22 protein-coding genes, 1 tRNA gene and 2 pseudogenes are annotated in these 25,038 nt (G+C 71.2%); 10 read left to right on the top strand and 15 right to left on the bottom strand.

The annotated features are described in order from the left end of the window. Positions 1-50 precede the first annotated feature (50 nt). Complete coding sequence (locus AS97_RS18215) at positions 51-1,682, bottom strand: N,N-dimethylformamidase beta subunit family domain-containing protein (RefSeq protein WP_247204409.1); 1,632 nt, start codon at positions 1,680-1,682, stop codon at positions 51-53. Positions 1,683-1,803: 121 nt separating this feature from the next. Between AS97_RS18215 and AS97_RS18210 the strand changes: the two genes are divergently transcribed. Together AS97_RS18210 and AS97_RS18205 are read left to right on the top strand one after the other, a co-directional pair. Next, positions 1,804-2,121, top strand: coding sequence for a hypothetical protein (locus AS97_RS18210; RefSeq protein ID WP_086705573.1), 318 nt, complete (start codon positions 1,804-1,806; stop codon positions 2,119-2,121). Positions 2,122-2,171: 50 nt separating this feature from the next. Continuing rightward, positions 2,172-2,921: a Clp protease N-terminal domain-containing protein gene (locus AS97_RS18205; RefSeq protein WP_059142070.1), complete on the top strand. Its 750-nt coding sequence runs from the start codon at positions 2,172-2,174 to the stop codon at positions 2,919-2,921. Here AS97_RS18205 and AS97_RS49020 read toward each other — a convergent pair. Continuing rightward, a complete protein-coding gene (locus AS97_RS49020; RefSeq protein ID WP_349017640.1) occupies positions 2,899-3,213 on the bottom strand; it encodes an STAS domain-containing protein in 315 nt (104 codons plus the stop codon). The genes AS97_RS18205 and AS97_RS49020 overlap by 23 nt on opposite strands. A 278-nt stretch (positions 3,214-3,491) precedes the next feature. Here AS97_RS49020 and AS97_RS18195 point away from each other — a divergent pair, with 278 nt between their 5' ends. After that, the gene (locus tag AS97_RS18195) at positions 3,492-3,845 is read left to right on the top strand and encodes a helix-turn-helix domain-containing protein (RefSeq protein ID WP_059142072.1); all 354 of its coding nucleotides are present in this window, start codon (positions 3,492-3,494) and stop codon (positions 3,843-3,845) included. 85 nt (positions 3,846-3,930) lie between these two features. Beyond that, positions 3,931-4,308, top strand: a complete 378-nt coding sequence (locus tag AS97_RS18190) for a MerR family transcriptional regulator (RefSeq protein ID WP_210565279.1) — start codon at positions 3,931-3,933, stop codon at positions 4,306-4,308. A 43-nt stretch (positions 4,309-4,351) separates the two neighbouring features. On the opposite strand, the gene AS97_RS18185 is transcribed toward AS97_RS18190, so the two are convergent. Further along, positions 4,352-4,972: a hypothetical protein gene (locus AS97_RS18185; protein ID WP_059142074.1), complete on the bottom strand. Its 621-nt coding sequence runs from the start codon at positions 4,970-4,972 to the stop codon at positions 4,352-4,354. 334 nt (positions 4,973-5,306) lie between these two features. Here AS97_RS18185 and AS97_RS47415 point away from each other — a divergent pair. After that, positions 5,307-5,497: pseudogene (locus AS97_RS47415) on the top strand (hypothetical protein); the annotation flags it as partial. 139 nt (positions 5,498-5,636) lie between these two features. On the opposite strand, the gene AS97_RS18180 reads toward AS97_RS47415, so the two are convergent. Beyond that, positions 5,637-6,650 (bottom strand): beta-propeller fold lactonase family protein, encoded by a 1,014-nt coding sequence (locus tag AS97_RS18180; RefSeq protein ID WP_210565278.1) that lies wholly within the window; start codon positions 6,648-6,650, stop codon positions 5,637-5,639. Between the two features lie 307 nt (positions 6,651-6,957). Between AS97_RS18180 and AS97_RS18175 the strand changes: the two genes are divergently transcribed. After that, positions 6,958-7,227, top strand: coding sequence for a Scr1 family TA system antitoxin-like transcriptional regulator (locus AS97_RS18175; RefSeq protein ID WP_210565277.1), 270 nt, complete (start codon positions 6,958-6,960; stop codon positions 7,225-7,227). On the opposite strand, the gene AS97_RS18170 is transcribed toward AS97_RS18175, so the two are convergent. From AS97_RS18170 to AS97_RS18155, 4 genes are all read right to left on the bottom strand, one after another. After that, a tRNA-His gene (locus AS97_RS18170) sits at positions 7,219-7,291 on the bottom strand. The two genes, AS97_RS18175 and AS97_RS18170, sit on opposite strands and share 9 nt — an antisense overlap. A gap of 111 nt (positions 7,292-7,402) precedes the next feature. Beyond that, positions 7,403-8,011, bottom strand: coding sequence for an oligoribonuclease (gene orn / locus AS97_RS18165; protein WP_059142078.1), 609 nt, complete (start codon positions 8,009-8,011; stop codon positions 7,403-7,405). Between the two features lie 5 nt (positions 8,012-8,016). After that, positions 8,017-9,339 carry a helix-turn-helix domain-containing protein gene (locus tag AS97_RS18160; protein ID WP_059142079.1) on the bottom strand — a complete coding sequence of 441 codons (1,323 nt, stop codon included), beginning with the start codon at positions 9,337-9,339 and terminating at the stop codon, positions 8,017-8,019. Positions 9,340-9,837: 498 nt separating this feature from the next. Beyond that, complete coding sequence (locus AS97_RS18155; protein WP_312846969.1) at positions 9,838-10,212, bottom strand: hypothetical protein; 375 nt, start codon at positions 10,210-10,212, stop codon at positions 9,838-9,840. A 499-nt stretch (positions 10,213-10,711) separates the two neighbouring features. Between AS97_RS18155 and AS97_RS18150 the strand changes: the two genes are divergently transcribed. Further along, positions 10,712-11,233, top strand: coding sequence for a universal stress protein (locus AS97_RS18150; RefSeq protein WP_059142080.1), 522 nt, complete (start codon positions 10,712-10,714; stop codon positions 11,231-11,233). Positions 11,234-11,848: 615 nt separating this feature from the next. Here AS97_RS18150 and glmS read toward each other — a convergent pair. From glmS to AS97_RS18135, 3 genes and pseudogenes are all read right to left on the bottom strand, one after another. Next, positions 11,849-13,681 carry a glutamine--fructose-6-phosphate transaminase (isomerizing) gene (gene glmS / locus AS97_RS18145; protein WP_059142081.1) on the bottom strand — a complete coding sequence of 611 codons (1,833 nt, stop codon included), beginning with the start codon at positions 13,679-13,681 and terminating at the stop codon, positions 11,849-11,851. 109 nt (positions 13,682-13,790) lie between these two features. Further along, positions 13,791-14,066, bottom strand: a complete 276-nt coding sequence (locus tag AS97_RS18140; RefSeq protein WP_037953108.1) for a hypothetical protein — start codon at positions 14,064-14,066, stop codon at positions 13,791-13,793. A gap of 125 nt (positions 14,067-14,191) precedes the next feature. Beyond that, positions 14,192-14,891 (bottom strand): annotated as a pseudogene (locus AS97_RS18135) (DUF4429 domain-containing protein); the annotation flags it as partial. Between the two features lie 103 nt (positions 14,892-14,994). Between AS97_RS18135 and AS97_RS18130 the strand changes: the two are divergent. After that, positions 14,995-16,629: a beta-N-acetylhexosaminidase gene (locus tag AS97_RS18130; protein ID WP_086710190.1), complete on the top strand. Its 1,635-nt coding sequence runs from the start codon at positions 14,995-14,997 to the stop codon at positions 16,627-16,629. Positions 16,630-16,703: 74 nt separating this feature from the next. On the opposite strand, the gene AS97_RS18125 is transcribed toward AS97_RS18130, so the two are convergent. The 4 genes from AS97_RS18125 to AS97_RS18105 all read right to left on the bottom strand — a co-directional run bounded on the left by AS97_RS18125 (position 16,704) and on the right by AS97_RS18105 (position 22,956). Continuing rightward, the gene (locus AS97_RS18125; RefSeq protein ID WP_185930145.1) at positions 16,704-17,870 is read right to left on the bottom strand and encodes an acyl-CoA dehydrogenase family protein; all 1,167 of its coding nucleotides are present in this window, start codon (positions 17,868-17,870) and stop codon (positions 16,704-16,706) included. Between the two features lie 3 nt (positions 17,871-17,873). After that, a complete protein-coding gene (locus AS97_RS18120) occupies positions 17,874-18,806 on the bottom strand; it encodes a hydroxymethylglutaryl-CoA lyase (protein ID WP_125760479.1) in 933 nt (310 codons plus the stop codon). Beyond that, positions 18,806-21,226 carry a biotin carboxylase N-terminal domain-containing protein gene (locus AS97_RS18110; RefSeq protein WP_247204814.1) on the bottom strand — a complete coding sequence of 807 codons (2,421 nt, stop codon included), beginning with the start codon at positions 21,224-21,226 and terminating at the stop codon, positions 18,806-18,808. Before AS97_RS18110 ends, AS97_RS18120 begins: the two co-directional genes overlap by 1 nt. Before the next feature lie 77 nt (positions 21,227-21,303). Beyond that, positions 21,304-22,956: a carboxyl transferase domain-containing protein gene (locus AS97_RS18105; RefSeq protein ID WP_059142085.1), complete on the bottom strand. Its 1,653-nt coding sequence runs from the start codon at positions 22,954-22,956 to the stop codon at positions 21,304-21,306. Between the two features lie 93 nt (positions 22,957-23,049). Here AS97_RS18105 and AS97_RS18100 point away from each other — a divergent pair, with 93 nt between their 5' ends. Further along, positions 23,050-23,676 carry a TetR/AcrR family transcriptional regulator gene (locus tag AS97_RS18100; protein ID WP_210565276.1) on the top strand — a complete coding sequence of 209 codons (627 nt, stop codon included), beginning with the start codon at positions 23,050-23,052 and terminating at the stop codon, positions 23,674-23,676. Positions 23,677-23,846: 170 nt separating this feature from the next. Further along, positions 23,847-25,004 (top strand): acyl-CoA dehydrogenase family protein, encoded by a 1,158-nt coding sequence (locus AS97_RS18095; protein WP_059142087.1) that lies wholly within the window; start codon positions 23,847-23,849, stop codon positions 25,002-25,004. Positions 25,005-25,038: the final 34 nt, after the last annotated feature.

Below are 25,038 nucleotides of genomic sequence, written 5' to 3'. Positions count from 1 at the left end.
TCGCGCGGCGGCGGGGCTCCCGGACCGGGGCCCCGCCGCTCATGCGCCTTTCAGCGCGCGGCCCGCTCCGCCGCCCCCGCGCCGGACCCGGGCCCGGCCCGCGCCCCGGTCCCGTACACCGCGCGGACATTGTCCGCCGGCCGTGGCTTGTCCCTCCCGGCGGGCCCCGCCGCGAAGGCGCGCAGCAGATTCTCCGTGGTGCGGGTGACGAAGGCCCTGGTGCGTGCGTCCATCCCGTGATCGCGCCCGTTCTCATGGGTCCCCGCCATCAGGGCCTCCACCCAGCGCATCGTCCCCGAGGCGAAGACCCCCGCCCCGCTCGCCACGGTGTAGTACGCGGTGTCCGAGTGGCTGTGCCGCCCCCGGCAGACCAGGGGGGAGTGGGCGATGATGCGCAGCGGCGCCGGGGTGGGGACGCCCGGGGTGACCCGGTCGTACTCCACCCCCACCAGGTGGTCGAAGGAGTCGCCGTCGTCCACCCCGGTCCCGGCGAACAGCCAGTGGCCGCTGTCCAGGACGACGTACGGGGCGTCGGTCGGGTAGCCCTCGTAGAGGACGCCGGTCAGCGAGGACTCGGGATCGGGCGCGGGGGACTGACGGAAGTCGGTGGTCGCCAGGTCGCGATGGTTCACCAGGTACGGGTCGTCCCGGTAGGCGGTCTTGTAGCAGACCACGGTGCGCGCGGGGGCACCGCCGGGGCCGGGCTCCAGCCGGATCCGGCGGAAGCAGGTATTGGCGCCGAGGAAGGCCAGGTTGGTGCCGTCGTCCCGGGCCCGGGTCACGTACCGCCGCTGCTGCGGGGTCCAGTACTCGTCGTGACCGAGCGACAGGGCGGCCGAGGCGCCCTTCAGCACGGCCGGTCGCAGATGGACGTCCATGCCCGTGGTGTACGCGAGCGGAAGGCCCAGCCGTTCGGCGAGGACCACCAGGGCCCGCTCGTAGACCAGGAACTTCTCCGCCCCGCTTTTCGCGTACGGCCGGTCGAAGCTGACGGCCAGCGAGCGGCTCCCGTACGCACCGTCCCGGCCCTGGTAGAGGCTGTAGCCGCCCCAGGTGTTGTACGCCTGCCAGGTGGCCGGTGCGTGCATCAGCAGCGTCCGGCCCCGCGCCTGCCGTGAGCGCACGATCAGCGGCACATAGCGCTGATGGCCGTTCGAGGCGTCCAGCCGCAGCAGATACGCGCCCTCCGGCCAGTTCCGGGCGCGTATGCGCAGTGAACGGTCCCAGTCGGCCCGCACCGTGCGGGTGGCGTCGAGGAACAGGGGCGCGCCTTGCTTTCTGCCGTCCACCCGGCCCGACCGCCACACCAGCCGCGCCTGTGCCCCGCCGTACCAGCCGATCCGGTAGGCCGATACGCGGAAGGCGGGGGCGGTGGTCGACACGTAGAGGCCGACCTCCTCGTCGGGCAGCACGCTCACCCGGTCGGTATAGCCCTCGATGGCGTCGGGCGGCCCCGTCGAGCGGATGCGCCAGTCGGCACTGCCCGGCCGGGCCCGTTCCGCCTCCTCCGCCCGGCGCGCGGCGTCGGCGCGACGGGAGGGGCGGGCGCGGTGGACATCGCGTCCGGCGGAGTCGCAGCCCGTCGCGGCCACCCCGGCGGCTCCGGCACCGGCCGCCGCCGCGGCCCCGAGGAAGCCCCGGCGGACCAGCCCGCCGCTTGTGCGGCCCTGTTCTCCGTCCACCGGATCATCGTGGGCCGCGCCGCGGACGTGGGCGAGCCGGCGCGGTCCGACGGAGTATCCGGCCGCGCGGTCCGGCGCCTCCGAGGTGCGGCGTGGGGGCGCGGGGAGCAATCTGGGACATATGACCGAATCCCAGGCCCCGCGCATTCACCGGCCTCCGATCGTGGTGCTCGGCGTGCAGCAGAACGACCCGCCGTACCGTCTGGTCGAGATCGCCGGTGAGCTGGCGGGCAAGGCGCATTCGGTCCTGGACGTCATCGAGATCGCCCGGGAGGTCGGCCTGGACGACGTCGATCTGGACGATCCGGATGTGGTCCGGTGGGTGGGCGGCGACAAGTTCACCTGGACGTCGTTCTGGCCCCCGCACCGGTCGCACCGGTCGCACCACGAGCACCGGGCCAAGCGGGCCCGCGGGGCGGGTTCCGGCGATGTGGATTGACTGTCAACCCAACGTTGACGATCCACCGGGTGTCAACCTATGGTTGACGCATGACGAAACCAGTCGGACTCAGTCATCCCGTACGCCTCGACGATCTGATCGAGGCCATCAAGAAGGTCCACACCGACGCCCTTGAGCAGCTCACCGACGCGGTGATCGCCGCCGAGCACCTCGATGAGGTGGCCGACCACCTCATCGGCCACTTCGTGGACCAGGCCCGCCGCTCCGGCGCCTCCTGGACCGACATCGGCAAGAGCATGGGGGTCACGCGGCAGGCGGCCCAGAAGCGCTTCGTCCCCAAGGCGCCCGGCGAACCCTCGGACCTCGACCCCAGTCAGGGCTTCAGCCGCTACACCCCACGGGCACGGAACACCGTGATGGCGGCGGCGAACGAGGCCCGCGCGGCCTCCAGCGGCGAGGTGCGCCCCGAGCACCTGGTCCTGGGCCTCCTCCATGAGCCGGAGGGCCTCGCCGCGAAGGCGATCCTCGCCCAGGGCGTCCCGCTCGACACCGTCCGCCAGGCCGCCACCGCGGCCCTTCCCCCGGCCGTCGAGGAGGTGCCCGAGCTGATTCCGTACGACGCGGGCGCCCGTAAGGTCCTGGAACTCACCTTCCGCGAGGCGCTGCGCCTGGGCCACAACTACATCGGCACCGAGCACATCCTCCTGGCCCTCCTCGAACACGAGGACGGCGCGGGCCTGTTGACCGGCCTGGGCATCGACAAGGCCACCGCCGTGGACACCCTCACCAGGGCACTGACCCGAATCGCCGAGGCCATCAAGGGCGAGATGGAGGCGTGACCGAGCGGCCCTCGGCGGCCCGAAGGCGGGGACGCAAGGGCAAGAACAGTCGTGATGTGCCGGTCAGGGTGAGGACTCGCCTGACCATGCGACTCGGGGAGCGGACGGTGGCCGTCTTGCCGTGCGCGAGCGCCTCTCGGCGAAGCCTGAGCAGCGCGTTGAGGCCCGAGCAGTCCCAGAACGCCACCCCGCTCAGGTCCACGTCCACGCCCTCGGTGGAGGCGCGGAGGGCGTCGTGCAGGACGGCGGACAGTGCGGGGGCGGTCTCGTAGTCCACTTCCCCCCGTACCACGACAACCTTTCGGGGTCCCTCCTGGTAGCTGTCGGTGATGAGGGTGGTCGAGAATGCCGGGGAGGGGTGCGACGGCGTCTGCCCGGCTGATATCCCGCGTACGGCCTCGTGCGGGGGCCGGTATGGCGAGTGGTGTCCTGGCTCGGGCGTGGAGACCTCTCGTGCGTGCACCTGTCTGTCTCCCCTCAAGTCGCCGAGCTATCATTACACGACTTGCTTTACGCGAAGCGCGATTCATGTTTCCAGATGCGTTGTCGCTTTGGCAATATCATGAGGACATGGGAGGAGTGCCTGAATCGCATACCGGATGGACGTTCCTGACGAACCACGCCCGCGTGCTGGCCGCGATTGCCGACGATCCGAATGTGCGGATCCGCGACATCGCCGCGCACTGCAGACTGACGGAGCGCGCGGTACAAAAGATCATCGCCGACTTGGAGCAGGACGGGTATCTGTCCCACACCCGTGAGGGGCGTACGAACACGTACCGCATCGAGCCGGGGAAGGTCCTGCGCCACCCGGCCGAGGCCGGACTCCCGGTGGCCTCGCTCCTCTCCCTGCTCGTCGAGGACGAGGCCCGGCGCGAGCGCGCCGACGGGTCCGTCGGCGGTGGAAACCCGACGGCACACTGACGCTCCCGCCCACCGAGACCCGACCCCGCCGCACCGCCCCTCGACTACGCTGAAACGACCCTTGACGTCAGAGGTAGGAGTCACGGTGCGTATCGGCGAACTCGCCGCCCAGACCGGCGTCAGTGTGCGAGCGCTGCGCTACTACGAGGAGCAGCACCTGCTCACCTCGGAGCGCAGCCCCAGCGGCCAGCGCCACTACCCGGACACCGCGGTCGCCCGCATCCTGCTGATCCGGTGCTTCTACGCCGCGGGCCTGTCCAGCAAGACCATCCGCGAACTCCTCCCCTGCATGCACACCGGCGTCGCCACCCCCGCCATGCTCGCCCGCCTGACCTCCGAACGCGACCGTATGAACGCCCAGATCGTCGACCTGGCCAAGGCCCGCGACCACCTGGAGGCCCTCATGGCCGCGGCCGACACCATGGTCGATGGCGAGACCCGGTGCGCCCCGCTCAGCGCTTGATCCACCGCGGCGGCCGCGCGGGGCGGGCCGGGCGGACGGCCGGTCAGCGGCGGGCGCCGCTCCCGCCGTGGTAGCCGAGTTCGAGGTAGCGGGCGCGGGTGCTCCAGGGGCCGAGGTCGGGCGTGTTGGCCAGGACGTCGCGCCAGGGCGAGCCGCCGGAAGCCGCCTTACCGGAGGGGCCCCCTCGGTCACGCGCGGGCAGCGGATAGCCGGGGCGCCCGGCCCAGAGCCGTACCCCCGACCGCGCCTCGGACTCGCGGACCGGCTCCCACAAGCCCATCGAGAACATGCCGGCGAGCTGGTGCATGGCGATGAAGCCGACGATGCCCTCCTCGGGGTCCGAGGGGTCCAAGCGCTCGGTGAGGGCGTGCCACAGGAAATACGGGTTCGGCAGCCGCACATCGGGCTGGAAGCGGTAGACGAGCCGCTCCAGCCTGATCGAGCCGATGCGCGGCAGCTTTATCCGGTTGAGCGGGACGACCTCGCGCTTGCCGCCGTTCCAGGTCAGCCTCTCGTAGCGGCCCATATAGCCGGGCTCGCTGTAGACCGTGGCGTAAAGGCGTTCCCTGCGATCGGGCCGCCGGTTGTGCAACATGCCCGCGCCGACGACGGCGCCGCCCACGGAGGCCAGGCCCGCCAGGAGGATTCTGGTCTTGCGCTTCATCGGGACGCGACACCTCGCTTCTGACCGGACGACCGCCTTCATCATGTGCACGCCGAGGAGGGCCTCCACGGTTCCCCGCATCCCGCCGCCCGGCCCAACCTCAGCCGCCTCTCTCCGGTGAGACGATCACGAGGACCGCATGAACGAATGCAGGGTGGAGAGCATGCCTGTTCTGGTGCTGCTCGGCGTCTTGGCGCTTGTCATCGGCGGGTGCGCGTGCGTGGTGTGGGCGGAACGCGGCGGGCCCCGCTGGGCCCGCTCCGTCGCGACCGTGACGCCCCCCGCTGGCGAGCTGCTGAGGCGCTCCGGGAGGGCGTCGGCCAACAGCAGCCCCGCCGACGCGTATGCGGACGCGATGGACGACGAGTTCAACCAGCGCTTCCCCTGGTTCGTGGACCACTGGGGCGGCCCGAACACCCCCGGGTGCAGGCCCTGTACGAGTCCTGGGGCTTCCGGAAGGTGGGGGAGCGCCAGCCCTTCCCGGACTCTCCGCTTTTCGCCGTGATGCTCGCGGAACTTCCGCTGGGCCAGGGCGGGGGTACCGCGACAGCGGAGGAGCCCGGCACCTTGCCGGGCTCCTTCGTTGCTGTGCGTTCGCCGCCCTCCGCGTCAGGGATCTTGGGGCGCCGGGTTTCGCTGCTCAGGACCGACCGACTGCGGTCCTTCAGGATGAAGTTGAGCTGTTTGGCGAGTTCGGTTTGGCGACGGTTCGCGGGGTGATGGCGACACCGTTGGGCGCGTCGCCGACGGGGATGGTGGTGGTGACGGCGTTGGTCCTGGTGTCGATCACCGACACGGTGTTGTCCAACTGGTTCGCGATGTAGGCCCGGTCACCCTTCGGAGTGAAGGCCACTCCCCGGGGCCAGGTGCCGACGGGGATGGTGGTGGTGACGGCGTTGGTCTTGGTGTCGATCACCGACACGGTGCCGCTGTTGAGGTTGGTGACGTAGGCGCGCTGACCGTTCGGCGTGATGCCCACGCCGTTGGGAAGGTCGCCGGCGGGGACGGTGGTGATGACGGCGTTGGTCCTGGTGCTGATCACCGACACGTTGTCGCTGCTGGCGTTGGTGACGTAGATACGCTGACCGTTCGGGGTGATGGCCAGGTGGCCGGGCCCGTCGCCGCCGGAGGGGATGGTGGTGGTGACGGTGTTGGTCTTGGTGTCGATCACCGACAAGGTGTCGTCGAGGTCGTTGGTGACGTAGGCGCGGTCGCCCTCCGGGGTGACGGCCACGTCGAAAGGCCCGTCGCCGACAGGGATGGTGGTGGTGACGGTGTTGGTCCTGGTGTCGATCACCGACACGCTGTCGGCGGCGAAGTTGGTGACGTAGGCGCGGTCGCCTTTCGGGGTGATGGCCACGTTGAAAGGCCCGTCGCCGACGGGGATGGTGGTGGTGACGGTGTTGGTCCTGGTGTCGATCACCGACACGCTGTCGCCGCGGTTGTCGGCGACGTAGGCGCGGCCACCTTTCGGGGTGATGGCCACACCGATGGGATAGTCACCGACGGGGATGGTGGTGGTGACGGCGTTGGTCTTGGTGTCGATCACCGACACCGTGTCGTCGTCGATGTTGGTGACGTAGGCGTGGGCAGGGTCGTCATACGCGGCGGCGGGCGATGCCACGGCGAGTGGGACCGTCAGGCCCACGAGCACCGCCAACCCTACCCAGGCCCGCACGACCCTCCCCCGCGAGCGCTCACCGCCGTCACATCGCCCGGTGATTCCCCGTTCCGGCGTTCCCTGTACCGCGATATCTGACACGAAGACCTCCTGAAGTGCACATGAGCCGAACCAGCGATGACCGCGTCCACGCTATGTTCCGGTATCTCCATATACATTCCGAGATCACACGTTTAGGGCTGTATGGGCGATTCGAATCCCATCTCCGACCACCGGTCCACAGCATCGGGCGCGGGACACCGACATGCCGCACGGCCTGGCCCTGACCAGGTGGTGAAGACCGCTTCAACGTCGGCGTGAGACGGTGCTCCGATACCGGCTCGGAGACGCGGGCGTGATGGCCGGGCAACGGGGATCGCTGCTCTCGGCGACGGACCTGCCCTCAGTGTCGCTGGGGGTCATCCCGGCCTCTGCGGAGCGGATCATGTGGCCCATTGAGCCGTTCACAGTCTTCGACGACGAACGCGTGGACCATGAGCCGCTGTCGGCTTCCGTGAAGATCGCAAGAGAAGACGAGAAAGAGGCCGCTGTCCCGTTCTCACAGGTCAGCGGCCTCTTCGCAGAGGGTGAGTAACGGGACTCGAACCCGCGACATCCTGGACCACAACCAGGTGCTCTACCAGCTGAGCTATACCCACCATGACCGGCGCTTTCCGCACCGGCCGAGAAAAAGTGTACAGGGTCCGAAGGGGTGCTCGCTCCCGGCTTTCGGGGTGTCGGGAGCGAGCACCGGGTCGGTCCGGCCCGGGTCAGGTCTGCCGGGCGGGCAGGACGTGCTTGGCCGCGATGGTCTTCGCCGTGTCCGAGTCCGGTCCGGGCGCGGGGACGAAGACCGCTTCACGGTAGTAGCGCAGCTCGGCGATGGACTCGTGGATGTCCGCGAGCGCGCGGTGGTTGCCGTTCTTCTTGGGGCTGTTGAAGTAGGCCCGCGGATACCAGCGGCGGGCCAGCTCCTTGATCGAGGAGACGTCGACGATCCGGTAGTGGAGGTAGCTCTCGAGCGTCGGCATGTCCCGGAGGAGGAAACCCCGGTCGGTGCCGACCGAGTTTCCGCACAGCGGGGCCTTGCCGGCCTCGGGGACGTGCTCGCGGATGTAGGCCAGCACCTGGTCCTGGGCATCCTCGAGCGTGGTCCCGCCCTCGAGCTCGGCGAGCAGGCCGGAGGTGGTGTGCATCTCGCGCACCACCTCGGGCATGGTGACCAGCGCTTCCGCGGGGGGGCGGACAACGATGTCCACTCCCTCGCCCTGGATGTTCAGCTCGGAGTCCGTGACCAGCGCGGCCACCTCGATAAGCGCGTCGTTCGCCAGCGAGAGCCCGGTCATCTCGCAGTCGATCCACACCATGCGATCGTTCATACGTCTCACCCTACGGGGCGTTCCCGCTGGCCGGGCAGGGACGGACGGCCTGGAGCGCGGCCCGCGGCCTGTTCGGGCAGGCGTGGGGCGTAGGCGTCCGACTCCGGTTTGCCAGGGTCCGGATGCGGAGCGTGATGGTGGTGCGGAGGATGCCCCGAGTGACCGGTGGGACCGCCGGGCGCGCCCTGTCGCCGCAGCGGCAGGGAGTGGTCACCCGAGCGGGGCTCGATCACCTCGGCGCGGTCAGGCCGGTCGGCCCGCTCCAGCCGCTCCAGGCGGTCGGGGCGGTCCGTACGCTCCGCCGGCCCGCCCTGGGGCCTGCGGGCGCGGTACGCGGCCCGGTAGGCGGCCGGGGAGGACCCCAACTGCCGCCGGAAATGCCCGCGCAGCGCGACCGGCGAACGGAAGCCGCAGCGGCCGGCGACCTCGTCGACCGAGTAGTCGGAGGTCTCCAGAAGCCGCTGCGCCTGCAGTACCCGCTGGGTGATCAGCCACTGCAGTGGAGCGCTCCCAGTGAGCGAGCGGAACCTGCGGTCGAAGGTTCTGCGGCTCATATAGGCGCGCGCCGCCAGGGCCTCGACGTCGAACTGCTCATGCAGATGCTCGAGTGCCCACGCCACCACCTCGGCGAGCGGATCCGCCCCGATCTCCTCTGGTAACGACCTGTCCAGATAGCGCTCCTGCCCTCCGCTGCGGCGTGGCGGGACGACCAGGCGCCGGGCGAGGGCGCCGGCGGCGTCCGCGCCGTGGTCGGTGCGCACGATGTGCAGGCACAGGTCGATCCCGGCGGCGGTGCCCGCCGAGGTCAGTACGTCGCCGTCGTCGACGAAGAGCTCGCGGGGGTCCACATGGACCGACGGATAGCGTTTGGCGAGCGTCGGTGCGTACATCCAGTGGGTGGTCGCCGGGCGGCCGTCCAGCAGCCCGGCGGCGGCCAGTACGAAGGCCCCGGTGCACAGGCCCACGATCCGCGCGCCCTCCTCGTGTGCGCGGCGCAAAGCGTCGAGCGCGGCGGCCGGTGGCGGCTGGGTTATCGACCGCCAGGCCGGTACGACGACGGTGCCGGCCCGGGAGAGTGCCTCCAGGCCGTATGGTGCGGTCAGTTCCAGTCCGCCAGTCGTTCGCAGTGGCACATCTTCGCCCGCGCACACCAGCAATCGGTACCGAGGGACTCCGGCGTCCTGCCGGTCGATACCGAAGACGGAGAGCGGGATGGAGCTTTCGAAGATGGGGCCGCCGCTGAACAGCAGCACCGCGACGATTTCTCGTCGCCGGCGTCCGGAGAGCTTGCGCGAGGTCTCCGGTACGGTCGTGGAGTCCTGGCTCATGGCACTAAGCCCCCCTCGGTGGTCGCGTCCTCTCGGTCCTGCACGTTTCCCCTCGGTCCTGAACGGTTCCCCCGCCGGTCATGGCCAAGATCGAATCTACTGTGTCGCGTGTGGTCGCCGTGACCAGTTCACCACCCGCCACTATGTCGACATGGGAACTTGGCGCGAAGCATTCGATCACGAAGCGTTGCACTCGTAGCCCTCGCTGTGAAGTACGCCTTGTGCGGACACCCACTTCCCGTAGGGGGTACGTGCCCCGCGGACCCCTTTCCACGCTGGCCGGACGGGTGTTGAGCACGGCGTTTGCCAAGGGAAGAAGTGTGACCCGAAGTTGGCTTAAAACAAGCGGGCGCATGTGTACGGATGCGTCATGCGACCGGCGTACGGCCGGCTCGTACACCCTCGGGGCTCGAGCGACGCTCCAGCGGCGCTCCATCAGCGCTGAGTGTGCGGAGCGCTACGGACCGCGTTCCCGGTGCCAGGGGCCTTCGCGCGTCCTCAGGCGCGGCGGCCGCCCCGGTGCGCGCCGATCCCCGTACGGCCGTGGCGGCCCCGGTGTGGGCTGGCGCCGTCCGCGTCCAGCCGGGCCGCGGTGCGTTCGGAATGGCGCAGCAGGCCGCGGCTGGCGGCGGTCACGGCGGTGAGGCCCGCACCGGCCGCCAGGGCGCCGCCGAGGGGTAATCCGCACATGAGCAGGACGACGGGGACCACGGCGCAGCTGAAGGCCGCCCAGCGGATCACCTCGTTCACCGCGTCGCTAGCGGTGGGCTGGACCGGGGCTCGAGCGGGGCTTGGAATATGGGGCCGTCCGGGTGTCCCGGCCGGGTCGCCGGGGATGCCGCCGGGGGCGTCGTACTCGCGGGCGACGGACACGGGCAAGGCTCCTCTCGAGCGGCCGGCGAGATGTCGGCAGGGCGCTCCGCGCGGGGGTGGGGAGGGGCGGCGGGCCGGAGATCCGGGCAGGTGAGCGGGGGCGGGCCGGGGCCGCCGTACCGGCTGCCGCTACTACAACGCCCGGCCCGCCCCCAGGTCACTGCCGGGCGGCCGGGCGGCGTGCCACGGCGGTGCGGCCGGGCCGGGCAACGGGCCGGGGTCCGGGCGTGGCGGGGACTACTTGGGGCATTGCGTTACGGGCCGCCCTCCGGCATGCTCCGGGGAACGCTTCGGGCGGCTCCGCTCCCGTGGCTGCCTCTGGGCAGGTGGTGAATGCCGCCGTACCCTTGGGGGTAAGGGCTTGGAAAGATGAATCCCGGACGGATTTCGACCCCTCGAGATCGTCCCCGAGCTCCAGCGGAGCTCAAGTCCCCCGACAACCCCCAACCTGAGCCCCCGCCGATCCCTCCGCACGAGGACATCCTTCGCCGAGACACCGATGGCCGGTCACGAAATCCCCGAACCCGCGGACCGCAAGCGGGTCGCCGATCACATGGCGACCCCCGAAGCGGCGGAAGAAACACGTCATTCCTGCGATCCAGCGTTCCAGCACGGTGTTGTGGTGGGATTCGACGGCTCCACGTCGAGCGAGCGCGCCCTCGCCTACGCCATCGGCCTGGCCCGGCGCTCAGGCTCAGGGCTGATCATCGTCCACGTGGCCAACCGGCTGCCGACGACGGTGTGGGCGGGCTGTGAGCCGCCGGTCTTCGTCGACGTCCCCGATCACCGCACCGAGGTGCTGGGGCTCGAGTTGGCATGCGCCGATCATCTCTCCGAGGTGCCCTGGATCCTCGTCGAACGAGGCGGGGACATCTGCCATGAACTGGAGGAGGTCGGCCGGGAGTACGCGGCCGACGCCATCGTGGTGGGCTCCACGCACGGGCTGGTGGGGCGGATCTTCGGCTCGGTCGCGGGGCGGCTCGCACGGCGGGCGCAGCGGCCCGTCATCGTCATCCCCTGAGCGCCGGCTGGGCGTCGCCTGCTCTCGCCTGACGTCCGCCGGGCATTCCCTGGGTGTCTCCTGACGTCCGCCGGGTATCCCCTGGGTATCCGCTGGGCATCTCCTGAGTGTCACCGGGTGTCTCCTGGCGCCTCAGAGCGCTCCAGGCGCTCCACAGGTCCCCGGGCGCCCCTGAGCGGCCTCTACGGGCCTTCCCGGCCCTTCCAAGCCCTCAAGTCCCCGCGCACTTGCGCGCCGTGCCTCCGGCGCCCGTTCGTCAAGCGCGGTTGTTCAGCCCAAAACCTCTGCCGTCGGCAGGACGTGGCCCGGACGCCTGGAACCGGACACCCTCAACTCCCCTTGACCGCAGGTGAGATGGCGTCAAGTTCATCTTGACAACGGACAAACCTACCCGTGCGTAGAGGTGGATTGTGCGTTTGTGAGGGGTACAAAACGTTCGATCGTGCCGGCGCGCGGGAAGTGACGGTTCCCGCGCGCCGGCCAGCCGCCGGCGAAAAAGGGCGACGCCGGCGAAGGGGAGGCGGCCCCCGCGTGCGTGGTGGCACACGCGGGGGCCGCCAAGGGGTCCGCGCAGGGATTCTCGGAGGATTCGCCGAGGTCGCGTGGGGTGCGGGGCTACTCGACCGTCACCGACTTGGCGAGGTTGCGGGGCTTGTCGATGTCCCGGCCGAGGGCCAGCGCCGTGTGATAGGCGAGCAGTTGGAGCGGGATGCCCATGAGGATCGGGTCGAGCTCCACCTCGTTGCGGGGTACCACGATCGTGTGGTCCGCCTTCTCCTGCTCCCGGTGGGCGACGGCCAGGATCCGGCCGCTGCGGGCCTTGATCTCCTCCAGCGTCGCGCGGTTCTTCTCCAGCAGGTCGTCGTCCGGCAGGACCGCCACGGTCGGCACCTCGGGCTCGATCAGCGCGAGCGGCCCGTGCTTGAGCTCGGAGGCCGGGTACGCCTCGGCGTGGACGTAGGAGACCTCCTTCAGCTTCAGGGACGCCTCGCGCGCCACCGGGTAGCCGCGGACCCGCCCGACGAACATCATGCTCTTTGCGTTCGCATATTCCGCGGCGAGCTTTTTGATCTCTTCCTCGCCGCTCAGCACCTCGGCGATCTGCTCGGGCAGCTTGCGCAGCCCGGCGATGATCCGCTTGCCGTCGGCGACCGAGAGATCGCGGATCCGGCCCAGGTGGAGGGCGAGCAGCGCGAAGGCGACGGCGGTGTTGGTGAAGCACTTGGTGGAGACGACACACACCTCCGGACCCGCGTGGACGTACACCCCGCCGTCGGTCTCCCGGGCGATGGCGCTGCCCACGACGTTGACGACGCCCAGCACCCGGGCCCCCTTGCGCTTGAGCTCCTGGACGGCCGCCAGGGTGTCGTAGGTCTCGCCGGACTGGCTGACCGCGATGTAGAGGGTGTCCGGGTCCACGACCGGGTTGCGGTAGCGGAACTCGCTCGCGGGCTCCGCGTCCGCGGGGATCCGGGCCAGCTCCTCGATGAGCTGGGCCCCGATCAGGCCCGTGTGGTACGCCGAACCACAGCCGAGGATCTTGACCCGGCGCACCCCGCGCGCCTCGCGGGCGTCCAGGTTGAGCCCGCCGAGCCGGACGGTGGAGAAGCGGTCGTCGATCCGGCCGCGCAGCACCCGGTCCACGGCGTCGACCTGCTCGTGGATCTCCTTGTGCATATAGGTGTCGTGGCCGCCCATGTCGTACGACTCGGCCTCCCACTCCACCGTGGTGGGGGAGGGGGCGGTGCGGCTGCCCTCGGTGGTGTAGGTGCGGTAGTCGTCGGCCTTGAGGGTGGCCATCTCGCCGTCGTCCAGGGTGACCACCTGGCGGGTGTGGCTGACCAGCGCGGCGACGTCGGAGGCGACGAACATCTCCTTCTCGCCGATGCCCAGCACCACCGGCGAGCCGTTGCGGGCGACGACGATGCGGTCCGGGAAGTCGGCGTGCAGCACGGCGATGCCGTAGGTGCCCTCGACCATCGAGAGCGCGTGGCGGACCTTCTCCTCCAGGGTGGGCGCCTGGGAGCGGCCGATGAGGTGGGCGAGCGCCTCGGAGTCGGTGTCGGAGGCCAGCTCGACGCCGTCGGCGGCCAGCTTGGCGCGCAGATCGGCGGCGTTGTCGATGATGCCGTTGTGGACGACGGCGACCTTGCCGTCCGCGTCCAGATGCGGATGCGCGTTGGTGTCATTGGGCGCGCCATGGGTGGCCCAGCGGGTGTGGGCGATTCCGGTGGTGCCCGCGAACCGCTTGGGAAGCCTGGCCTCCAGCTCGCGGACCCGGCCCTTGGCCTTGGCGGTCTTCAGCCCGGCGCTCTGGGAGCCCTTGGCGGGCTTGCCCTGGATGGCGATGCCCGCGGAGTCATAGCCGCGGTACTCCAGCCGCTGCAGCCCCTCCAGCAGCAGCGGTGCCACATCGCGCTTGCCGATGTATCCGACGATTCCGCACATGGTGTTCAGGCCCTCCCATTGATCGCTCGTACATGCTCGTGCTCGTGTCCGGCGGTGGCGGCCGCCATCGTGGACCGGCGCCGTGGACCGGTGCCGTGGACCGGCGCCGTCAGCCGTAGACGATGCGGCGCAGCTGGCGCAGCGAGAGTTCGGGCGGGGCCACCGCGCGGTACGGCAGCTCGGCCGTGATCCGCTCGAAGATGTCCGCGTTGGTGAGTCCACCGGACTGCAGCTCGCGGTGGCGGCGCCGGACGAACTCCTCCGTCGTCTCGTCGAAGTACGCCAGTACGTCCAGCACCACCCGGCCCGCCTCGCCGCGGCTCAGCGGCGTACTGCGGACCAGGTGGTCGATCAGGTCATCGTGGGACATACGGCGGTCGAGCATCCGTTGATACTGCGATGCGGCGAAGTGTTTCGCAACATTCCTGCCCGATATCGGGCAGGGACGGGTCTCGGTGACGGAAAAGTGGGGCCTCGATGACGGGAAAGCCGTGCCTCAGGCGCCGGAAAGCGGCGGAGCACGGCCTGTTTGGCGGTGGTGAACTCCGCCTCGGTGAGGATCCCAATCTGGTGGAGATCGCCGAGTTCACGCAGCCGTCGCAGCAGGGCGTCGTGATCCACGTCACCCTCGTCGCCAACGGTGGGCGGGGCGTCCGCGGGCCGCTCCGGGGCGGGCGGCTGGACGGGGAGCGACTTCGCCGGGGCCCCTGGATGCGGCATCCGCGCGACGACGGCCGCCGCGACCAGCGGCATCAGCGGATCCTTCGTGAAGCCGTACAGCACCACCGCATGCGGGTCGTATTTGGGCGCGGCCGTCGCCGTGGCCTTCGCCACGACGAAGCGCAGGTAGCCATTCTCCAGCCCGGCGGCCGGGACCCACTCCACCAGCTCCAGGTCCGGCAGGAGGATCGTGCGGGGGCCGCCGGACGTCTTCGACTCCTCGGTCTTCCAGTTCCGGTTCAGCCGGATCCGCTCACCGTCGAACGAGGCCGTGGCGTCGCAGCGGGTCCGCCCCCTCACGCAGCCGCAGCCGCAGTCGGCCCGACTCGCGCCCCGGCTCGTAGGCGACACCGGCCAAGGCCACCAGGGGGACGGTCAGTTCGCCGAGCGCCTGCCGTACGGCGCGCACGCCGCGGTCCCGCCCCGGGACGATCCGGATCGCCTCCCCGTCGAAGCTCCAGGCGCCATCGCGCTGGGTGATTTCCGCCATGCGGGGCATTCTGACAGGCCCACAGCGACACATTGGTCTACACCTTGACCGCAACTGGGCGTCGCGGTACCCAAGATGCCACGTTGCGTTGAAGGGACCCCCTGTGAGACGACGTCGTGCCCGACTTCTGTGTTCCCTCCTGCTGACCGTGGTGGCCGGGGCGGGGACCGCGGCCTCCTCCGCCTCCGCCGCTCCGGCTTCCCCCTCGTCTTCCGCCCCGGACGCCGCGGCCGCCCCGACCCCCCTCGACCGGGTCGTGCCCGCGCCCGCGTCCGTACGGCCCGCGGCGGGCTCGTACGCGATCCACCCCGACACCCCCATCCGGGTCTCCGGCTCCGACGGCTCGGCGCGCTCGGCACGCCGGGTGGCCGACTACCTCGCGACGGTGCTGCGCCCCGCCACCGGCTATCGGCTGCCCGTCACCGCGCGGGCGGGCGGCGACGGCATCAGGCTGCGGCTGACGCCCAAGGCCGCCGCGGTGTCGAAGCTGGGCGCGGAGGGATACCGGCTGGAGGTGACCGGCCGCGCGATCACCGTCACCGCGCGCGCCTCCGCGGGGCTGTTCCACGGCGTCCAGACGCTGCGGCAGCTGCTGCCCGCGTCGATCGAGCGCACCAACCGGCAGGCGGGCCCCTGGCGGATCTCCGCCGGCACCATCACCGATGAGCCGCGCTATGCCTGGCGGGGCGCGATGCTCGATGTCTCCCGGCACTTCTTCGGCGTGGACCAGGTCAAGCGCTATATCGACCAGCTGGCCCTCTACAAGATCAACAGGCTCCATCTGCACCTCTCGGACGACCAGGGGTGGCGGATCGCGCTCGACTCCTGGCCGCGGCTGGCCACGTACGGCGGCTCCACCCAGGTCGGAGGCGGCCCGGGCGGCTACTACACCAAGGACGACTACCGCGAGATCGTGAGCTACGCGGCCAGCCGTGAGCTGACCGTCGTCCCCGAGATCGACATGCCGGGCCACACCAACGCGGCGCTCGCCTCCTACGCGGAGCTCAACTGCGATGGCGTCGCCCCGCCGCTCTACACCGGGACCGAAGTCGGTTTCAGCTCGCTGTGCGTGCCGAAGGACGTGACGTACGACTTCGTGGACGACGTCATCCGCGAGCTCGCCGCGCTCACCCCCGGCCCCTACCTCCACATCGGCGGGGACGAGGCCCACTCCACCAGCCATGAGGACTATGTGGCCTTCATGGACCGGGTGCAGCCGGTGGTCGCCAAGTACGGCAAGACGGTGATCGGTTGGCATCAGCTCACCGGTGCGCACCCCGCGAAGGGCGCGATCGCCCAGTACTGGGGAACGGACGGGAGCGAGAAGGAGGTCGCGGACGCGGCCAAGGCGGGCACCCAGCTGATCCTCTCACCGGCCAACCGCGCCTATCTGGACATGAAGTACGACGCCGACACGCCGCTGGGGCAGAACTGGGCCGGGTACGTCGAGGCGAAGCAGTCCTACGACTGGGACCCGGGCACCTACATCAAGGACGCCCCGGCGTCCTCGGTGCTCGGCGTCGAGGCGCCGCTGTGGTCGGAGACCCTCGAGACCAGCGCGCACATCGAGTACATGGCCTTCCCCCGTCTCCCCGGCATCGCCGAACTCGGCTGGTCGCCCGCGAGCGCACATGACTGGGAGAGCTACCGGGTCCGGGTGGCGGCGCAGGGCCCCCGCTGGGACGCCATGGGCATCACGTACTACCACTCCCCGCAGATCCCCTGGCCCACGAGCTGAGCCTCTCCCGGCACGGTGCTGGTGCTGGGGCTGGGTCCCGGGGGTGCTGCCCCCGGGACCCACCTCGTGGTGGCTCAGCTCGCGAAGCCCAGCTCCCGCGCGATCAGCGTCCGCTGGACCTCGCTGGTGCCCTCGCCGATCTCCAGGATCTTGGAGTCGCGCCACATCCGGGCCACCGGATACTCGTTCATAAAGCCGTAGCCACCGTGGATCTGGGTGGCCTCGCGGGCGTTGTCCACCGCGATCTCGGAGGAGTAGAGCTTCGCGATCGACGCCTCCTTCTTGAACGGCTCGCCGAGGACGAGGCGGGAGGCCGCGTCCCGCCAGGCGACCCGGGCCATATGGGCGCGCATCTCCATATCGGCCAGCTTGAACTGGATGGCCTGGTTGGCGCCGATGGGGCGGCCGAACGCCTCGCGGGTCCTGGCGTACGCCACCGACTCGTCCACACAGCCCTGGGCGAGCCCGGTGGCCAGGGCGGAGATCGCGATCCGGCCCTCGTCCAGTATCCGCAGGAACTGGGCATAGCCCCGGGCCTCGGCGCCCAGCAGGTTCGCGGCCGGGACCCGGCAGTCGGCGAAGGACAGCTCGCGGGTGTCCGACGCGTTCCACCCGACCTTGGAGTAGGGGGCGGCCACGGTGAAGCCGGGGGTGCCGGACGGCACGATGATCGAGGAGATCTCGGGGCGGCCGTCCTCCTTGCGGCCGGTGACGGCGGTGACGGTGACCAGCGCGGTGATGTCCGTACCGGAGTTGGTGATGAAGCACTTGGTGCCGTTGATCACCCACTCGCCGGTGGCCTCGTCCAGCCGGGCCGTGGTGCGGGTGGCGCCCGCGTCCGAGCCGCCGCCGGGCTCGGTCAGGCCGAACGCGCCCAGGGTCTCACCGGAGCAGAGCCCCGGCAGCCAGGTGCGCTTCTGCTCCTCGGTGCCGTAGAGGAAGATCGGCATCGCGCCGAGGGAGACGCCCGCCTCCAGGGTGATCGCCACCGAGGAGTCCACCCGGGCCAGCTCCTCCAGGGCGAGGCAGAGCGCGAAGTAGTCCCCGCCCATGCCGCCGTACTCCTCCGGGAAGGGCAGGCCGAACAGGCCCATCCGGCCCATCTCGCGGACGATCTCGTACGGGAACTCATGGTGCTCCCAGTACTCCCCGATCTTGGGGGCGACCACATCATGCGCGAACGCCTCGACGGTGCGGCGCAGTTCCTCGTGTTCGGGGGAGAGTCGGTGGTCGATCGGCATGGCTCAGGTCTCCTTCTGGGAGAGGGCGCGAACGGTGCGGGACGGGCTGGGCCGGCCCAGATGCCGGGCCATCCACACGCTGGTGGCGGTGAGACGGCCGATGTCGACCCCGGTCTCGATGCCGAGGCCGTCGAGCATCCACACGAGGTCTTCGGTGGCGAGATTGCCGGTGGCGCTCTTGGCGTAGGGGCAGCCGCCGAGGCCACCGGCGGAGGCGTCGACGGTGGTCACGCCGTGCTGGAGCGCGGCGAGGGTGTTGGCGAGTGCCTGGCCGTAGGTGTCGTGGAAGTGCACGGCCAGCCGGTCGTTGGTGACGCCCGCCTCGTTGAGCGTGGCCAGCAGCTCCCGCACATGGCCGGGGGTGGCCACGCCGATGGTGTCGCCGAGGCTGATCTCGTCGCATCCCATGTCCAGCAGGCGGCGGCTGACCGAGACGGTCTGGGAGATCGGGACCTGCCCCTCCCACGGGTCGCCGAAGCACATCGACAGATAGCCGCGCACGGCCGCGCCCGCGTCCTTGGCCTTGGCGACGACCGGCTCGAACATCTCCAGCGCGCCGTCCACCGTGCGGTTGAGATTGGCCTTGGCGAAGGACTCCGTGGCGCTGGCGAAGACGGCGATCTCGCGCGCGCCCAGCGCGAGGGCGCGGTCGAGACCGCGCTCATTGGGCACGAGCACGGGGAGCCGGGCGGCCACGTCGTCGATCAGCGGCATCAGCTGCTCGGCGTCCGCCAGTTGGGGAACCCACTGGGGATGGACGAAGCTGGTGGCCTCGATGGTGGTGAGACCGGCCTCGGCGAGCCGCCGGATGAACTCGGCCTTGATGGCCACCGGGACCAGCGCCTTCTCGTTCTGCAGCCCGTCCCGCGGGCCCACCTCATGGATCCGGACCCGGGCGGGCAGCCCGGGGGCCGGGACGGTCATGGGGAGGGTCATCACTCACGCTCCTCGCTCTCGTGCGGGGTGACGACGGCCAGCAGCTGGTCCATGGCGACCGTGCTGCCGGGGGTCACATCGAGGTCGGTGACGGTGCCGTCGTGCGGGGCGGAGATGAGGTGCTCCATCTTCATCGCCTCGACCACCAGCAGGCCCTGACCCGCCGAGACCTCGTCGCCGACCGCCGCCTTCACGACGGTGACGGTGCCGGGCATGGGCGCGGTCAGCTCCCCGGCGTGGGCGGCGGTGCCGCCGCCGCGCAGCGCCTCCTCCACGGGGTCGTGCCCGACCACGCGCCAGGTGTCGCCGTCCCGCCCCAGCCAGTGGCTCGCGCCGTGCGCGGCATGGCGGAAGCGGTGGGTGACCCCGCCGAGGTCCAGCAGCACGGTGCCCTCGTCGAGGGCGATGAGCCGTGCCCGCACCGTCGCGCCTGCGCTCCCCGTTGTCCCCGTCTCGCTGCTTCGGCCCGTCCGCGGACCCCCGGTGCCGCCGGTGCCGGGCTTCGCGGCTGTGCCGCTGCCCCCTGCGGGGGCGGCCTCCGCATCGGCTGCCGGGCGCCGCGTATCGGTCACCGCCGCCCGAGCGGGTGCGGCGGTCCGGCCCGCCGCGCCCACGGGCCGGGGGGCCTCGGCCGCCACGCCCTGTGGCGTGCCGGGCCGGTCCGTGGCTGGTGCGGGGGACGGGGAGTGGCCGACGGGCACGGCGGTGGTCCCGGCTGGTGCCGGGGTGGTGCCGTCGGCGGACTCGATGCGGAGCTCCGCATCGTGAGCGCGGCCGCGGATGCGGACTGTCACCGACGGGTGGCCCGCCACGCGGAGGCGGTGGACGGTCCAGGCGGGCTCGGCGCCCAGCCGCCAGCCGGTCGGCACCGAGAACGGATCGACCCAGACGTCCGCGGCCGGGCCGCCGAGGCCGGAGCCGCCGGGCTCCGGGCGCCCACCGGATCCGCCGCCACGCGGAGCGACGGGCTCCAGCGCCGCCTGGCGCAGCAAGGCCGCCGCCGCGTAGATCTCCTCCGGTATGGCCGGCGGGATCAGCGAGGCCGCCGCGCGGTCGACCAGCCCCGTGTCCAGCTCGCCCGAGGCGACCGAGGGGTGGGCGGCCAGACGGCGCAGAAAGCCGGTGTTGGTGTCCACGCCCAGGACGGTCAGGGAGCCGAGGGCGGCGCGCAGCCGGCGCAGGGCGGTGGGACGGTCGGGGCCGTGGGTGATGACCTTGGCGAGCATCGGGTCGTAGACCGTGCCGACCTCGGTGCCCGCGCCGAGCCCGGAGTCGACCCGCACCCCCTCGCCCTCCGGCTCGTCCAGCGCCAGCACGGTGCCGGCCGAGGGCAGGAAGTCCACCCGGCCGTCGGCCGCCGCGCGGGCGGTCTCGGCGCAGATACGGGCCTCCACCGCGTGACCGCTGAAGCCGATCTCGTCCTGCCCGAACGGCAGCGGCTCGCCCGCGGCGACGCGCAGCTGCCACTCCACCAGGTCCAGCCCGGCCTGCCCGCCGACGGACACCGTCAGCTCGGTGACCGGATGCTCCACCTGGAGGCGGGTGTTCATCTCCATGAAGCAGTACGCGGACGGATCGTCGCCCGGCACGATGAACTCGACCGTGCCCGCGCCCACATAGCCGCACGAGCGCGCCGCCGCCACCGCGGCCTCGCCCATCCGCGCCCGGGTGGCCTCGTCCAGCAGCGGGCTGGGCGCCTCCTCGATGATCTTCTGATGGCGGCGCTGCAGCGAGCACTCGCGCTCCCCGAGGTGGACCGCGTGTCCCCGGCCGTCCGCCAGCACCTGGATCTCGATATGCCGGGGCCGGTCGATCCAGCGCTCCACCAGCAGCGTGTCATCGCCGAACGCCCCGCGCGCCTCGCGCCGGGCGGCCGCGATCTCGTCGGCCAGCAGCGCCTCGTCGCGGACCAGCCGCATGCCCTTGCCGCCGCCGCCCGCCGAGGGCTTCAGCAGCACCGGCATCCCGATCTCCCGGGCGGCGGCGGTGAGCTGGTCGTCCGTCAGCCCGCTGCCCGAGGAGCCCGGCACCACCGGCACCCCGGCCGTGTGCACGGTCTCCTTGGCGCGGATCTTGTCGCCCATCAGCTCGATGGCCCCGGCGGGCGGCCCGATGAAGGCGAGGCCCGCCTCGGCGCAGGCGCGGGCGAACGCCCCGTTCTCCGCGAGGAAGCCGTAGCCGGGGTGGACGGCCTGGGCGCCGGTGCGCGCCGCGGCGTCCAGCAGCCGCTCGATGGACAGATAGCTCTCCGTGGCGGGGGCGGGGCCGATCCGCACCGCCGTGTCCGCCTCGCGCACATGGCGGGCGTCCGCGTCCGCGTCGCTGTAGACGGCGACCGAGCGCACGCCCAGCCGCCGCAGGGTGCGGATGACGCGCACGGCGATCTCACCGCGGTTGGCCACCAGCACGGTGTCGAACATCGCGGGCGACGGGCTCGCCGCACGCCGACCACTCGCCGAGCTCATCGGGCTCCTCGCGCTCATCTGGTGCATCCCCCTCACATCCGGAAGACGCCGTAGCCGGGCGCCGCGGGCTCGGTGGCCGTACGGCCGGGCAGCGGTGCGTTGGCGCAGGCCGTCAGGGCGAGGCCGAGCACCGTGCGGGTCTCCAGGGGGTCGATCACACCGTCGTCCCACAGCCGGGCGGTGGCGTAATACGCGTTTCCCTGCGCCTCGTACTGCTCGCGGACCGGGGCCCGGAACGTCTCCTCCTCCTCGGCGCTCCACTCCTCCCCGCGCGCCTCCATCTGGTCGCGCTTGACGGTGGCGAGCACGGAGGCGGCCTGCTCACCGCCCATCACCGAGATCTTGGCGTTGGGCCACATCCACAAGAAGCGCGGCGAATAGGCGCGGCCGCACATCGAGTAGTTGCCCGCGCCGTAGGAACCGCCGATCACGACCGTCAGCTTGGGGACGCGGGTGCAGGCCACGGCGGTGACCATCTTGGCGCCGTGCTTGGCGATACCGCCCGCCTCGTAGCTGCGGCCCACCATGAATCCCGAGATGTTCTGCAGGAAGACCAGGGGGATGCCGCGCTGATCGCACAGCTCGATGAAATGGGCGCCCTTCTGGGCCGATTCGGAGAACAGGATGCCGTTGTTGGCGACGATGCCCACCGGGTGGCCCATGATCCGCGCGAAGCCCGTGACCAGTGTGGTGCCGAACTCGGCCTTGAATTCGGCGAACCGCGAGCCGTCCACCAGCCGCGCGATGACCTCCCGCACGTCGTACGGCGTGCGGGAGTCGACCGGAACCGCCCCGTAGAGCCCCGCCGGATCGACCGCGGGCTCCTGGGAGGGCTCCAGCGCCCACGGCGGCGACCCCTGGCGCATCGGGGACGGCGGCAGGGTGGCGACGATGGAGCGGACGATCCGCAGCGCGTGGGCGTCGTCCTCGGCCAGATGGTCGGTCACGCCCGAGACCCGGGAGTGGACCTCGCCGCCGCCCAGCTCCTCCGCCGAGACGACCTCCCCGGTGGCCGCCTTCACCAGCGGCGGCCCGCCCAGGAAGATCGTGCCCTGCCCGCGCACGATCACGGCCTCGTCGCTCATCGCCGGGACATACGCCCCGCCCGCCGTGCAGGACCCCATCACCGCCGCGACCTGCGGAATCCCGGAGCCGGACAGCCGCGCCTGGTTGTAGAAGATCCGCCCGAAGTGGTCGCGGTCGGGGAAGACCTCGTCCTGCATGGGGAGGAAGGCACCGCCGGAGTCGACCAGATAGACGCACGGCAGGTGGTTCTCCAGCGCGACCTCCTGGGCACGCAGATGCTTCTTCACCGTCATCGGGTAGTACGTGCCGCCCTTGACGGTGGCGTCATTGGCGACCACGACCACCTCACGGCCGGACACCCGGCCGATCCCGGCGATCACCCCCGCCGCCGGGGCCTGGCCCTCGTACATCCCCTCGGCGGCGAGCGGGGCCAGCTCCAGGAACGGGGAGCCCGGATCCAGCAGTGTGTCCACCCGGTCGCGCGGCAGCAGCTTGCCGCGCGCCGTGTGCCGCGCCCGCGCCCTCTCCCCGCCGCCCAGCCGCGCCACGGCCAGCTTCTCGCGCAGCCGCGCGGCCAGCTCGCGGTGCGCGGCCTCATTGGCCTTCCAGGCGTCGGACGCCGGGTCGGCGCCGCTGTGCAGCGCCGGTGCCTGCTCCATGGCTGCGAGCCCCCTCGCTCCGTACGGTTAGTGAACGTTAACTAGTCACCACCAGGTTAACGACCACTAACCCGGTTGTCTAGAATCGATTTCATGAGCACGCAAGCAGCCGCCCCGACCCGCCGCGAGCAGATCCTCAGTGAGGCCGCCCGCCTCTTCGCCGAGCGCGGCTTCCATGGCGTCGGCGTCGATGAGATAGGCGCCGCGGTCGGCATCAGTGGCCCCGGTCTCTACCGCCACTTCCCCGGCAAGGAGGCGATGCTCGCCGAGCTGCTGGTCGGCATCAGCGGCCGGCTGCTGACGGGCGGCAAGCGGCGCGCGGCCGAGGGGGAGGGGGCCGGGCTCGCCCCGGCCGAGGTGCTGGACTCGCTGATCGAGGGCCATATCGACTTCGCCCTCGACGACCGCCCGCTGATCATCCTCCACGACCGCGAGCTGGACCGGCTGCGGGACACCGACCGCAAGCTGGTGCGCTCGCTCCAGCGGCAGTATGTGGAGCTGTGGGTCGAGGTGGTGCGCGAGGTCTACCCCCGGCTCGCCGAGGCCGAGGCCCGTGCGTGTGTCCACGCCGTCTTCGGGCTGCTCAACTCCACGCCCCACCTCGGCCGCCCCGGCGCCCTCCCGGGGCGCGCGGCCACCGCCGCCCTGCTGCACCGCCTGGCCCTCGGTGCCTTCAGCGGTGCCCACGGTGCGGACGGGGACGTGAACCGGGTCTCGTAAGGCGAACCGAGCCCCTGTGACAGGGGGCTGGACAGCCCTGGTGACTCACGGGTAGCTTTCGCTGAGCAAGCGCTTAGGTGAGTGTCGCCAAGCTATCAGTTGAGGAATCACGACGGCGGTCGGCCGGTCCGCGCAGCGGCGGCGGCTCAGCCGTAAGGAGGGCCGCGTCAATGCGCCGCACGGTGTTCAACGAGGACCACGAGGCGTTCCGGGAGACCATCCGCGACTTCATCGCGGCCGAGGTCGTGCCGTACTACGACCAGTGGCGGGAGGCCGGCCAGGCCCCGCGCGACTTCTACAAGAAGCTCGGCGAGCTGGGTGTCTTCGGCATCGAGGTGCCCGAGGAGTACGGCGGGGCGGGCGAGACCAGCTTCAAGTTCAACGCCGTCATCACCGAGGAGACCGCCCGCGCCGGGGTCAGCTTCGGCGGCAGCAGCGTCCACACCGCGCTGTGCCTGCCGTACCTCCTCAAGTACGCCAACGAGGAGCAGAAGCGGCGCTGGCTGCCCTCCTTCGTCACCGGCGACCTGATGACCGCCATCGCCATGACCGAGCCCGGCACCGGCTCCGATCTGGCGGGCATGAAGACCACCGCCAAGCTCTCCGAGGACGGCACCCACTACGTCCTCAACGGCGCCAAGACCTTCATCACCGGCGGCGTCCTGGCCGACCGGGTGCTGGTCTGCGCCCGCACCGCCCCGGCCACCCCCGAGGACCGCCGCGGCGGCATATCCATCCTCGTGGTCGACACCAAGAGCGAGGGCTACGCGGTCGGCCGCAAGCTGGAGAAGCTGGGCCTGAAGACCTCCGACACCGCCGAGCTCTCCTTCACCGACGTCAAGGTGCCGGTGGAGGACCTGCTGGGCGAGGAGGGCAAGGCGTTCGGCTACCTCACCCACAATCTGCCGCAGGAGCGCCTGGGCATCGCCGTCGGGGCGTACGCACAGGCCGCGGCGGCCGTCCGGTTCGCCACCGAGTACGTCCGGGACCGCACGGTCTTCGGCCAGGCGGTGGCGTCGTTCCAGAACACCAAGTTCGTGCTCGCCGACTGCCAGTCCGAGGTGGACGCGATGCAGGCGGTCGTGGACCGGGCCCTGGACGCGCATGACGCCGATGAGCTGACCGCCGCCGACGCCGCCTCCGCCAAGCTCTTCACCACCGAGCGCGCCGCCGTCGTCATCGACAAGTGCCTGCAGCTCCACGGCGGTTACGGCTACATGATGGAGTACCCCATAGCCCGGCTGTACGCGGACACCCGCGTCAACCGGATCTACGGCGGCACCAGCGAGGTCATGCGGTCCATCGTCGCCAAGTCGATGGGGCTGTGACGACCGTCATGAGCGGCGGCAACATGACCGCAAT

Source organism: Streptomyces sp. AgN23 (assembly GCF_001598115.1).
Lineage (GTDB): Bacteria > Actinomycetota > Actinomycetes > Streptomycetales > Streptomycetaceae > Streptomyces > Streptomyces antimycoticus.
Note: the sequence above shows the minus strand (reverse complement) of the source record. Positions and strands in the feature narration are given on the sequence as shown.